Annotated in this window: 12 protein-coding genes; 10 read left to right on the forward strand and 2 right to left on the reverse strand. The window is 43.2% G+C overall.

The genetic code is table 11. The annotated features are described in order from the left end of the window. Positions 1 to 95 precede the first annotated feature (95 nt). The 3 genes from EKM80_RS10235 to EKM80_RS10245 all read left to right on the forward strand — a co-directional run bounded on the left by EKM80_RS10235 (position 96) and on the right by EKM80_RS10245 (position 2208). Complete coding sequence (locus EKM80_RS10235) at positions 96 to 710, forward strand: LysE/ArgO family amino acid transporter (protein WP_125553034.1); 615 nt, start codon at positions 96 to 98, stop codon at positions 708 to 710. 29 nt (positions 711 to 739) lie between these two features. Beyond that, the gene (locus tag EKM80_RS10240) at positions 740 to 1276 is read left to right on the forward strand and encodes a DUF1697 domain-containing protein (protein ID WP_125553035.1); all 537 of its coding nucleotides are present in this window, start codon (positions 740 to 742) and stop codon (positions 1274 to 1276) included. Between the two features lie 155 nt (positions 1277 to 1431). Further along, positions 1432 to 2208 carry a Cof-type HAD-IIB family hydrolase gene (locus tag EKM80_RS10245; protein ID WP_125553036.1) on the forward strand — a complete coding sequence of 259 codons (777 nt, stop codon included), beginning with the start codon at positions 1432 to 1434 and terminating at the stop codon, positions 2206 to 2208. An 88-nt stretch (positions 2209 to 2296) separates the two neighbouring features. Here EKM80_RS10245 and EKM80_RS10250 read toward each other — a convergent pair whose 3' ends face one another. Further along, a complete protein-coding gene (locus EKM80_RS10250) occupies positions 2297 to 2851 on the reverse strand; it encodes a ferritin-like domain-containing protein (RefSeq protein ID WP_125553037.1) in 555 nt (184 codons plus the stop codon). A gap of 60 nt (positions 2852 to 2911) precedes the next feature. After that, positions 2912 to 3139 (reverse strand): heavy-metal-associated domain-containing protein, encoded by a 228-nt coding sequence (locus tag EKM80_RS10255; RefSeq protein ID WP_125553038.1) that lies wholly within the window; start codon positions 3137 to 3139, stop codon positions 2912 to 2914. A 251-nt stretch (positions 3140 to 3390) separates the two neighbouring features. On the opposite strand from EKM80_RS10255, the gene wecB reads away from it, so the two are divergent. Genes wecB through EKM80_RS14910 form a run of 7 tightly spaced genes read left to right on the forward strand, consistent with a single transcriptional unit; the run spans position 3391 to position 12232 of the window. Next, positions 3391 to 4536, forward strand: coding sequence for a non-hydrolyzing UDP-N-acetylglucosamine 2-epimerase (gene wecB, locus EKM80_RS10260; RefSeq protein ID WP_125553039.1), 1146 nt, complete (start codon positions 3391 to 3393; stop codon positions 4534 to 4536). Positions 4537 to 4550: 14 nt separating this feature from the next. Continuing rightward, the gene (locus EKM80_RS10265; RefSeq protein WP_125553040.1) at positions 4551 to 5636 is read left to right on the forward strand and encodes a glycosyl hydrolase family 8; all 1086 of its coding nucleotides are present in this window, start codon (positions 4551 to 4553) and stop codon (positions 5634 to 5636) included. A gap of 29 nt (positions 5637 to 5665) precedes the next feature. Continuing rightward, positions 5666 to 7153 (forward strand): glycan biosynthesis hexose transferase WsfD, encoded by a 1488-nt coding sequence (gene wsfD / locus EKM80_RS10270; RefSeq protein WP_125553041.1) that lies wholly within the window; start codon positions 5666 to 5668, stop codon positions 7151 to 7153. A gap of 14 nt (positions 7154 to 7167) precedes the next feature. Continuing rightward, positions 7168 to 8736 (forward strand): hypothetical protein, encoded by a 1569-nt coding sequence (locus tag EKM80_RS10275; protein WP_125553042.1) that lies wholly within the window; start codon positions 7168 to 7170, stop codon positions 8734 to 8736. A 35-nt stretch (positions 8737 to 8771) separates the two neighbouring features. Next, positions 8772 to 10025 (forward strand): glycosyltransferase family 2 protein, encoded by a 1254-nt coding sequence (locus EKM80_RS10280; RefSeq protein WP_125553043.1) that lies wholly within the window; start codon positions 8772 to 8774, stop codon positions 10023 to 10025. Continuing rightward, positions 9949 to 12087, forward strand: coding sequence for a cellulose biosynthesis cyclic di-GMP-binding regulatory protein BcsB (locus tag EKM80_RS10285; RefSeq protein ID WP_125553044.1), 2139 nt, complete (start codon positions 9949 to 9951; stop codon positions 12085 to 12087). Before EKM80_RS10280 ends, EKM80_RS10285 begins: the two co-directional genes overlap by 77 nt. Then, positions 12077 to 12232: a hypothetical protein gene (locus EKM80_RS14910; protein WP_164509548.1), complete on the forward strand. Its 156-nt coding sequence runs from the start codon at positions 12077 to 12079 to the stop codon at positions 12230 to 12232. The genes EKM80_RS10285 and EKM80_RS14910 overlap by 11 nt, the downstream gene beginning before the upstream one ends. Positions 12233 to 12372: the final 140 nt, after the last annotated feature.

The following is a 12372-nucleotide window of genomic DNA, read 5'->3' on the forward strand; positions in this document are numbered from 1 at the left end:
TTATCTAGATTTGGTTGGGTTCAACTGTCTAATTTATCTCTATAATAACCACTTAACGGTTAAAATAAAAGTGTTCTTATAGAAGGTTGGTTGGGATGACTCATTATTTACAAGGTTTATTATTTGGCATAGCCTATATTGCACCAATTGGCTTGCAAAATTTATTTGTGATCAATACAGCGTTGGCACAGCCACGGCGGCGGGCACTGAAAGTAGCAGCAATTGTGACCTTCTTCGATATCAGTTTGGCGCTGGCAACTTTTTACGGCGTGGGCAAGTTATTAACTTGGCTGCCATGGCTGAAATTGGTCGTGCTAGGTATTGGTAGCCTGATTGTGCTCTACATTGGTATCAGCTTATTACGCGCGCAAGCACCGCAGCTCAAAAAAAGTGCGCCGACACAATTTAGTTATTGGCGGGCAACGTTGGCGGCTTTTGCGATTGCTTGGCTGAATCCACAGGCGCTTTTGGATGGCACACTGTTATTAGGGGCGTTTCGGGCGTCGTTAGTACCATTGGCGGCCAACTTTTTTATCGGCGGCGTCATGACCGCATCCGTGCTCTGGTTTTCCGGATTAACGCTCTTGATCGGCTGGTTGCGCGAGCGTTTCACAACCAAATTTTTATTACTGCTGAACCGAATTTGTGGTGTCGTTATTATTTTATATGCATTGAAATTACTTAGCGAATTTGTGCAGTTAATTTGGTAAAATGAACTTAAAAAGAAGAGGTGCGGCAGATGCGCTATCTAATTTTACTGCGTGGTGTCAATGTTGGCGGTAAACATCGCGTGGTAATGGCCGAATTGCGCCAACAATTGACTGACCTAGGCTTTGCGCAAGTTCGCTCGTATATTAACAGCGGCAATCTAATCGTTGACAGTTCACTGAGCTTAGGGGAAACGCAAACCGCGGTGGCTGCCTTGTTAGCGACGCAATACGACTTTCCAATTGCGGCAGTGGTGCTCGAAAAAACAGCTTACCTAACTGAACTAGCTCAGGTGCCGGAATGGTGGGGCCAAGCCGCTGACTGTCGGCATAATGCGTTGTTCTTTTTACCGACCTATACGCCCGAAATGCTGCTGGCACTGCGGCAACAAACACTGCAATACGATCAAATTCATTTTGGTACGCACGCGCTATTTTGGACGGCGCCAACGCAGCAGCACTATTCGCGTAGTTTATACGCTAAGCTGATGCAGGTGGCGTTATATCCGGCGGTGACGATCCGCAATCGCAACACGACGCTAAAATTAGCGGCATTACTGCAGAATTGATGCATTTCATAAGCTTTATAGTATAATGAGAATAGACAATTAGACTGAAATTTAAGTTAGCCTAATGGGAATATGAGTAAAAATTTCTGCCCGCAGCATGAGCATTCTTTTTTTACTCACGTTAATTTTATTTTACGTAAAGGAAGGACTTCTGAATGTATAAAGCTGTAGTTTTTTTTGATTTAGATGGGACTTTATTTGATAACAATAAGCAGGTCACACCGGCGAGTATCAAGGCCATCGCCCAATTGAAGGCCAATAATATTTTGCCAGTGATTGCCACAGGGCGGAGCTTATTCGAAATCACCGATACGTTACAACAAGCTGGCATCGACTCGTGTGTCTGTGCTGACGGTAGTTACATTCAAGTCGCTGGTCAACCGCTGAAAACCGAATACTTAAAAACGGCAGATATTACCGCCATCACTCAGTATGCGCAACGCGACGATCTGGCGATTTCTTACTACAATCCCAACGGCTTCGTGGTCAGCCATGAAAACAAGCTGGTTCGCGCCAACTATCATGAACTGAAAGAACGAATTACGGTGGCGCCGGATGCCTATTTAACCACTAAAGTGAACATGTTGTTTGTTTTCAGCCAAGATACGGATAAGCAAGATGAGGTTTATCGGGAACATTTCCGCGACACTTTCAGCTTCTACCGTAATAACCGGCGGGGGCTAGATGTGGTTAAAGCGGGTGTGTCGAAGCGCTCTGGTATTGAATACTTACTTAATCATACAGATTTAGAAGATGTTCCAACGTATGGTTTTGGCGACTTTTACAATGATTTGCCAATGTTTGATGTGGTCAAAACGCCAATTGCCATGGGCAACGCGGTTCCAGAAATGAAAGCTAAGGCGGCCTGGGTCACCACTAGTAACATGGATAACGGCATCGTGAACGGATTAAAGCACTACAATTTAATTTAACGCAAATAAAGACGCATAGCCGACAAATCTGTTGGCTATGCGTCTTTTTTTACTATTATGGCGTAGTCGTCACGTACATTTAGACTACCTAATCTTCGTCATCATCGTCTTCTTCGACGAGGCCTTCCCAAGCTGTTTTGCCGAGTACTGCTTGTAAGCGGCGAATTGCTTGGTTGTTTTGTCCCCGTAAATCTGTTAGGAAAGCGGCCATTGCAGGGCGTTCTTCCTTAGCGGCTAAAACAATAGCGCGATCGATGAACATGTTTTGTGTTGCGTAGTCATGGGCGGTAATGTCGACTAATTCGTCGTTGCTACGGTACTTATTACGGCCATCTTCTTCGAGCATTGTGTAGTTAGCGTACTCAGCACTAGTTGATGGTGGCAATTCATTTTCGTCTAATAAAACTTTGGCTAAAGCGTCAAAACTCTTACGGCTGGCGCTGATCAATTCGTTGTATAACGGCTGCAACGCCTCAGCAGCAAAGCCAGTGAGGAACCAACTCGTCTGGTGCAACTTAATGTTGTTGATTTGTAGATTAGCCAGAATATGCCCAGTCATAGCGCCAGCAGTTGGCGTATGGTGGTCAGTATCAGCCTGTTTTACTTCTGCTTGGTAACGTGCTTCGATTGCTTCTTCACTCATAAATTTATTCCTCCAATATTTTTAATCCCTAATTTAACATTTCCCGAATACTACTTTTTACTACGCTTTAACCTTGATCTTTTCTACGGTGTAACCAAGTTTAGTCACGACGTCAGCCAAGTCATCAGCGCTAGTCTGTTCGTCGTTGAAGTCGGCTTTAACTTTAGCAGCGTTGAATAGAACTTTAACGTTTTCGACGCCATTGTGATTCTTGACCGCATTTTCAATTTTCTGCATGCATGATGGGCACGTTAAAGCGCCTAATTGTAAAACTGCTTTTTTCGTCATATTAAATGCAACTCCTTTGCTCTACTTGATGAATCTAGTATAGCGCCACGATTAATAAGTGAAATTGATGCGGGTCAAGTTTTGTTAGTTTTTTGAATTTCGGACAAAAGTTAGTTTTTGTCCTGAGCGTTAAGCTTGCTTGAAGTGTGCTAAGTAAATTGACTGCGTTATAATAGGCCTGTAAGCATATTGGACTAGACAACTTATTTGTGTGAAGCTGCCATTAGGCTTAGAGCAGGAGGTCAATTACGATGGGAAAAATTAAGGTGATGACGGTGTTTGGTACCCGGCCAGAAGCGATTAAAATGGCGCCAGTAGTAGCAGCGCTGAAGCAGCGACCAACTGAATTTGAAACAATCACAGTCGTTAGCGCGCAGCACCGCCAAATGCTGGATCAAGTGCTGGCCGTTTTTAAAATTAAGCCCGATTATGATCTGAATATCATGCACCAGCAACAAACACTGAGCGATATTACTGCCCGTGTGCTGACTGGCTTAGATCAGGTGATTGCGGCCGTTCAGCCAGATATGATCTTGGTGCACGGCGACACGACAACTACTTTTGCCGCCAGTATCAGCGCATTTTATCACCAGATTCCGATTGGCCACGTAGAAGCAGGCCTGCGCACTTGGCAAAAATATTCACCGTACCCCGAAGAAATGAATCGCCAGTTAACTGATGTACTGGCGGATATTTATTTTGCACCGACTGCGCAAAGTAAAGCGAATTTAGTGAAAGAAAATCATCCGCGTACCAACATTTTTATCACTGGTAACACGGCAATCGATGCGCTGGAACAAACGGTGAGCTCGGATTATGCGCATCCCGTTTTACAGCAAATCGCACCGCAGCACCGCATCATCCTAGTGACGATGCATCGGCGCGAAAACCAAGGCGCGCCAATGGCACGTGTCTTCAAAGTGATGCGTGAAGTGGTTGACACGCATCCCGATGTCGAACTGATTTATCCTGTTCACTTGAATCCAGTGGTACAAGCCACCGCCAACAAGATCCTAGGCCAGCATCCGCGCATTCATTTGATTGCACCGTTAGATGTTGTTGATTTTCATAACTTAGCGGCGCGCAGTTACTTGATCATGACCGATTCTGGTGGCGTTCAAGAAGAAGCGCCAGCGCTGGGCAAGCCGGTATTAGTGTTGCGCGATACCACCGAGCGACCAGAAGGGGTTGCTGCTGGTACGTTACGCTTAGTCGGTACAACGCCAGCAACCGTCAAGGCGGCGCTACTTGAGTTATTAGATGATCCAGTAGTGTATAAAAAAATGGCACAAGCACGTAATCCGTACGGTGACGGCCACGCAGCGCAACGGATTTTGGCGGCTATTTTATATTATTTCAAGGTATCCGCACAACGGCCAACGGAATTTGACAATTAAGCGAGGTGAGCAAATTGCGTAAATGGCTTTGGTTAACTGTTATACTTGCTAGTTTTATTGCTGTACCACAAGTACATGCTGCCGTTAAGCTATCGACTACGCAAACGGTGCAGCAACAGCATTTACAGGAATTCGTAACACAGCGTTTACTGACTAAGCAAGGCATTTATACTAATTATTTAGATACTAAGCAACGTACGACCACTGCTAGCGGCCATGAAATGCTTAGCGAATCAGCGGGTTATTACCTGCAGCACCTAGTTTTAACCGGGCAAAAAAAAGCTTTTCGGACTTTTTATCAGCAAACGGTGACTACATTTTATAGCCATGATCAATTCAGCTATCGCTATGATCCACGAACAAAAAAACGGTCAACGGTCAACGCTAGTGTTGATGATCTGCGGATTCTTAATAGTCTACTGGCCTATGATCAGACGTCTAAAACGACGCATTACCAGAAGACGGCAACTAGTTTATACCGTGATCTACAACAACATTCATTAATTAAGGGCCGGCTGTATGATTACGCTGATGGCCAAACGGGCAAGCACGCACCAACGATCACATTATGCTATCTAAATTTAAAAACATTGCGTCATTTTGAAGGTAAAACCGCTAAGGGCCGCCAACAATGGCAGCGTCAATTAAAGTTAGTTAAGCGAGGATACCTAGGTTCGGTGGCGCCATTGTACAAAACACGTTATAATTATCAGAGAAAGGTCTATACCAATAGTAAAGAACTCAATATTGTTGAGTCCTTATTGACTATGTTGCATTTAGCTGAGGTCGATCAGTTACCAACCGCCAGCCAGCAATGGCTGCAGCAACAAGTGGCTGCCGGCAAGCTGTACAATCGCTATGACCAAAAAGGTAAGGCGCTAACCAGTGATCAATCGGCTGGTGGCTATGCGCTAGCAGCAATGATTGGCCAGACTACCGGTAACGCTAAGTTATATCAAGCGGCTATCCAGCATGTGGCAACTTTTCAAATTACTACGCAGTCGTCACCACTTTATGGTGGGTTAGGCGATGCAGCAACAAAACAAGCTTACTCATTCGATAATTTAACGGCCTTAGTTGCCTATGATTTGGCATTGTAAAATCATTCTTAATCAGGGAGGATGAGTTGATGCAGATAACTTTAAAACGGTCACTTACACGTAGTTATGACTGGTTTGCACGGCATATCTCACCAGCTCAATTAGCCGTTATTCTAGCCGCAGTGATCGTAGGTTGGCTTTTATTTATTCCGCCGATACATGGTTATGCGGATAATGGTGACTTTTATCGGGTCATGTACAGTAGCGGCTTATACCATAGACTGGGGCATACCTATAACCACAATAATTTTGTTGTTCAAACCTATGGCATTATGCAATATTATAACGAGCATCGTGCGACCATTTTTTCTTCTCAGCCGTTATTTGTAATGCCGGCGATCTGGTTGAATCGTTTGCTTTATAGTAAAACTATTTTCGATATTCGTTTTTTAGGTTTTGTTTATTACGTTTTTTATTTAGGCGGCCTCTATTTATTGACTGAGGCGTTAACTTACCCCGCTAAGCGTGCCCGCAATTACTTAATTGCCATCGCGGTCGTCTTTGTTTTTGCCGATTCATCATTAACACTCTATTTTAATTCACTGTTCGCTGAACCGGTGATGCTGATCACGATGTTATATTCATTTTCAGCATTTTTATTGTTGGCGCGGCAACGCTATCGCCGCCGCTGGCCAATGATACTCGTCTTTTTCGTTAGTACGATTTTATTGATCACGGTAAAGCAACAAAATGCGCCGTTAGCGCTGAGTTTTGTCATTATGGAGTTAGGGTTACTGGCGCTGGTAAAGGTGCGGCGCGGGCGTTTGTATGTTTTTTTAGGTGCATTAGTGTTGCTGGGCTCTGGTGTGGTGACCTATACCTTGATCAACAAGGAATTCAGTGATATCAATGGTTATCAAACAATGACCCGCGGTGTACTATTGAAGTCAAAAAATCCAGAAAAAGCGCTGACGGAAGGCGGCATCGATGGCCAATTTGCGCTATTTAAAGGGCGAACTTATTATCAAAGTTACATGCCGATTGCGTTAGGTTCCGACTACGTGATGAAAAATTTGATCGGTAAATACGACTTTACTTGGGTATTAAAACACTATTTACAGCATCCAGATGAATTTGGTGAAATGCTTGATTTGACCGCCAAAGATGGTCAGCTAGTCCAAGTTCGTGCAGTCGGTGATTACGTTCAAGCTGCGGGTAAGCCGAAGCAAGCGCAGACGCATTATTTCACGTTATACAGTTTAATGATGGAAGCTTTCTTTCCACGTAAATTTGCCTTCTATATTTTATTTACGTTTGTGTTGATCTTGGTTTATGCCTTTAGTGCCTATCAAGGCTTTAAACAGCATCAGCCGGAGTTGATCATGCGCTTTTGTTTTGTGGTGGCAGCCATGACCATGATTTTAGGTGTGATGGTAGTTTCAATCGTTGGCGATGGCGATGCCGATTTAGCCAAACATTTGTTCATGGTGGCAGTGACTACGGATTTGCTGGTGTTGTTGTTGGGAACGGATATTATTAATCATCGTCTCTGGCAAGTCTATGATGATAAACGTTGATTGGAGGTGATCGTGTGCGCCGATCATTAGCGCTACTACTAGTTGGCGTCGGCTTGCTGTTATGGACGCAACCAGTACAGGCAGCGACCCCACCCAAGATATTATTGGCCTATGATAGTCAAAATGTGAGTGCTGACTCTGAATATCAAATTGATTCATTACAACGGTTATTAACTAGTTTGAATTTGGAAGTACACACGATTGCAATCGACCAGTACCACGCTGGTGATTTGACGCGTTATAAGTTTCAAGGTGTGATCACCATGATCAATTGGCCGCAAACTGATTTTAAATCACAGACCTTTTTTAAAGATCGCCAACAATTTACTGGAGTGAAATTACACATTGGGCCTAAGTTAGCGGCTGATGAGCAGGCTGATCTAGGTCTATCAGTGAAGTCAGTTTATCATCAACAATTTAATTTAGTTAGTGACAAGTTGCAACAATTATTGCCGTTTAGCAGCTCGTTGCAGGTTGTCACGCAAGCGGGCGGGCAAGTTTTTGGAACTTTAAAGGCACAAACGCCGCACAATAAGCCACAATATCCTTACGGCGTGATCAATGGTCGGGTTGGCTTCTTACCCTATTATCGGCGCAGTGGCTTGAGCTTCTTAGTGGCTAGTCAAATGATCAGTCAATTGTTTACCGGCAAAGTGCAGGCCATGCCGCCTTTGTTGACGATTACTGATGTGACGCCGGTTAGTGATTTAAAAAAATTGGATCAATTAAGTGAGTTCCTCTATCAACAAGGCATCCCTTTTGCGGTGAGTGCGACTAGTGTGCAATTCAACACGCAATTAGCTGCTTTTCATCGCTATATGCTAGTGTTGCAACATATTGAAAATCGGAATGGGATTGTTTTCCTACAAACGCCAAGGGTTTACGATACGTCAAAGAAAACTGGTCAGCAATTGGGTCGGGTGATGTATCGGCAACTCTATGACTTAACTAAAAATCAGGTTTTTCCAGTCGGTGTTAGTACAGCCAATTATTGGAATCAAGATAGTGTCTACAAAACACAAGCGTTGGGCTTTAGCGACCATGTTTTGTTATTACCGAACCCCACTGACCAGGCGCAAGTGTATGCACAACAAAGTAATATTAGCGGTGTGTACAAGCAGGCTTATTATGCTTTGAATGAGCATTCGTTGGCCACGGTTAAGTCTGGCACGGATTTGACGCAGGAATACGAGCTTAAATTTAGTGCGCCAACGGCCATCACGGTTGCCTTACCTAGTACGAAAAAAGGATTAGTTGGTGTAGAAAAGCGGCTAAAGCGTGTACGCTGGAGTTGGTATAATCCAGCAACTGCTAATTTACAGACTAAGTTAACTTTAGGTAAACAGGTCATCGCGTATCAAAGCGGATCTTACTTCTTAAATGGTCAGCATGTCCTGGTGCCAACTTTGGATGTGCAGCAACCCAAGAAGCAACAAAAAAAGTCTTATACTGCAGTGTTGAATGGTTTCTTTAATTTTCAGAGCTACGTTTTAATTATTTTCATTAGCGGGGCATTAGTGATTTTGGTGGTGTTCTTCTTCATTGGTCGGCGCGTTTATCGTAATATGTTCCGCCGGAAGTAAAGGTCAGGTAGAAAAAATGGCGTGGAGGTGTTTTGATGTCGATTTTAGATGGCTGCTTGTTTATCGCGATTATTTCAATTTGGTTGATTTTGGTCGTCAATGTGATTTTAGTCATCGCTGGCTATATTGGTTACTTACAGCAGGTCAAGCCGCCGCCACGACCATTGCCGAAGCAAGTACCGTTTGTGTCAGTCATGGTTCCGGCGCATAACGAAGGCATTGTGATCGTTAAAACAGTTGAAGCGCTGTTGCAATTTGACTACCCCCATGACCGCTATGAAATTATCGTGATCAATGATAATTCCGATGATAATTCGGCTGACTTACTGGCGCAATTACAGGCGACGCATCCTGGCCGCCATTTGAAAGTTGTTAATACCGATAAAACCAATGGTGGTAAAGGTAAATCAAATGCACTAAATATCGGTTTGACCCATGCACAAGGAGACATTATCTCAATCTATGATGCTGATAATACACCGGAGCATCCAGCTTTGCGGATATTAGTCGGTGAGCTGATGGCGGATCCACAATTAGGTGCGGTGATCGGTAAATTTAGAACACGAAACAAAAATGCGTCATTGCTAACCCGTTTTATCAATATCGAAACGCTGTCCTTTCAATGGATGGCGCAGGCTGGCCGCCAGCAGCTGTTTCACTTATGTACGATTCCAGGTACCAATTATGTGATTCGCCGCTCACTATTAGAAAAAGTTGGTGGTTGGGATGTTAAGGCCTTGGCGGAAGATACGGAAATTAGTTTCCACGTTTATATGTTAGGCTATCGAATCAAGTTTCAGCCTAAAGCCGTCACTTGGGAACAAGAACCACAAACGATCGTTGTCTGGTTTCGCCAGCGGACACGTTGGGTTAAGGGCAATATATACGTTATCTTAAAAAACGCCAAATTATTATTTAAAAAAGTTGGCCGTCCGGTGCGCTTTGACCTAATTTATTTTCTATCAATTTATTTCTTACTGATGACATCGCTGGTGTTATCAGATGCGGTCTTCGTGCTTTCTGTGGCTGGATATGTTCATTCAGATCTTCAAGGTTTTAGTAATTGGCTTTGGTTGTTAGCCATTATTTTGTTTGTAGTTAGTACGTATATTACGATCACAACGGAAAAGGGTGAAATGAGTTTTAGCAACCTGCTGGTGATCATCCTAATGTATATTACGTACAGTCAAATGTGGCTCGCAGTTGCTGTCTATGGAATGGTGGGGTATATTCGTGAACAAGTCTTTCATAAGCAAGCGCGCTGGTATAAAACACAGCGCTATAAATAATTTAATCATCGTAATTGGACTACTTATTGGCTTGTTTGGTGTGAGTTTAACGGTCCACGCTGCAGATCTTAAATCATATACGCAGCCGTTTCAAAATCAGACGACCTCGCTGACTGGCACTGCTGTATCGGCAAATATGTATTTTATTAAGGTCGGTTATTGGGACGTTAAGCAGGCGACCTTGAACCTGAATTATCAGGTTTCACAGCTATCTAATCAAACAACTTCAGATATTACCGTTTCAATCAATGGCACTAAGTTCTATTCGTTTCGGCCACAAAATAAAACTGGCTTACAAACGGAGACAATCGATATTCCAACCGATTTAATTGGCGGCACCAATAATTTACGAATCACTGGTCAGATTTTGGATCAGGACGGTAAAAAGAATTATGATTTAGCCCAGACACCGGCTAACTGGTTGACTATTTATTCTGGTGCTAATGTTAATTTTCAATATTTATTGAAGCCACCGACAACCGCAATTAAGTCGTTTTATAATCATTTTTCCGGTCCGGATACGATTGCCAATGCGCAGACGTCGATCTCAGTTCCAGAGCAGGCAGATAATGCTGAGCTGACGGCCGCCGTCTATGCGTTAGCTGGTTATTCACGCACGATGACCAACGAAGAAGATCAAGTGCCGATCAATACGTTTAGCTCCAAGCGGGCACAATCTAGCGACTATCAAATGATTATTGCCACGTATGATCATTTACCCAGCCGCTACCGCAAGTTGGTGAGTCGCAGTGAACTAAATAAGCGGGCGGTGCTGAAAACTGATTATGTTGGCGACAAACATGTCTTATTATTAACGGCGACGAGTGGTGCTTTGTTGGAAAAGGCTAGCCGTTTTGTTGCTAATCAGGAATTGATGAAAGAAACGGCTAGTGACACTGAATATATTGATGCGCAAACCCAAACGTTTACCTCGTCATTGCAGTATGATGGCAGCTATCAATTAACCAATACTGGTGAACAAATTACCGGCCCGCAACACCAGGAGGCAACTTATTTTGTTAGCCTACCAGTTGATCGCACCAACGCCGATGGCAGCCAGATTCGGTTACACTATAAATATGCTAGTAACTTAGACTTTAGTCGTTCTTTGGCGACCGTTTACGTTAATAATAAGCCAATCGGTAGCCAAAAATTGCGTGCCAGCAAGGCTAATGACGATTCGATGACCGTCACGTTGCCTAAGGGAAAGACGCTGGGCAATACATTTGTGATCCGCGTGGCGTTTGATTTGGAAATGAAGAACAGTGAAGCTGCAACGAATAATCAGACACCATGGGCCTATATCGAATCTGATTCTAAGGCCTATATCAAGTCGCAACCGGTGAGCACGCAACTATTTTCTAATTATCCCAGCCTCTTTTTGAAGAATCAAACGTTTAATAATATTGCTGTGGTGAAGCCCGCGCAATTAACCAGTCATGATTTTAAAACGCTGACGAATATTTTTAATTTGTTAGGAAACTTTGCGGAAAGTAATACTGGTAACGTTCAATTTTATGATCAAATGCCAAGTGAAAAGGTGCTCCGGAATCAAAATGTGATCGCCTTTGGCACGCCTAAGCAAAATCAGTTGATTCGGCAACTGAATAGTAAGCTCTATTTTAAGTTTAACCAGAACTTTACTAGATTTAAATCCAACGAAAAACTAAGTATCGAGCGTGCTTATGGTCGTCGTCTAGGAGTGGCGCAATTATTACGTTCACCTTATAATGATAAACGCGTTATTTTAGCGGTCACGGCGGCGCATAGTACCGACGTTGAGCTCGCATCGACGCAAATTAATTTTCAAAAAAATATTAGTCAGTATAGCGGCGATGCAATTGTCGTCGATCATGATAACAATCATTACAGTTACCGGTTCAAGCGTAAGAAGGATGTTGCACAACACCATTCAGTTGCACAAACGGTTAAGCAGCACAGTCAGTTAGTTATTTATTTAGGCTTAACCTTGTTCGCACTTGTGTTAATTGCCTTGATTCTATTCCTTTTGTTGCGCAAGAACGGCTTGTTAAAGCAAGGCGGTGAGCAAAATGAAAAATAGATCAGCAACACTTATGGCTGACCTTTTCTTGTTGAGCTTTTTGCTGTTGGTTGTGATCACCGCAATTTTTCTAGGTGCGACGCCTAAAAATTTATTGCTAAATACGTTTTATTTAGGTATCAGTATTTTTCCGCGCGTTTTATAATCAAGTTAGCCAAATACTTTTAGCTAATTGATAAAATAAAAAACACCAAGACAAATCTCTGTTATCATTGATGTTCCTACACAAACAATGAAAGAGGTTATTGTCTTGATGCAAGAACAGAATACCACAGTCAGAAAAAA

Source organism: Loigolactobacillus jiayinensis, assembly GCF_003946445.1.
Taxonomy (GTDB): Bacteria; Bacillota; Bacilli; order Lactobacillales; family Lactobacillaceae; genus Loigolactobacillus; species Loigolactobacillus jiayinensis.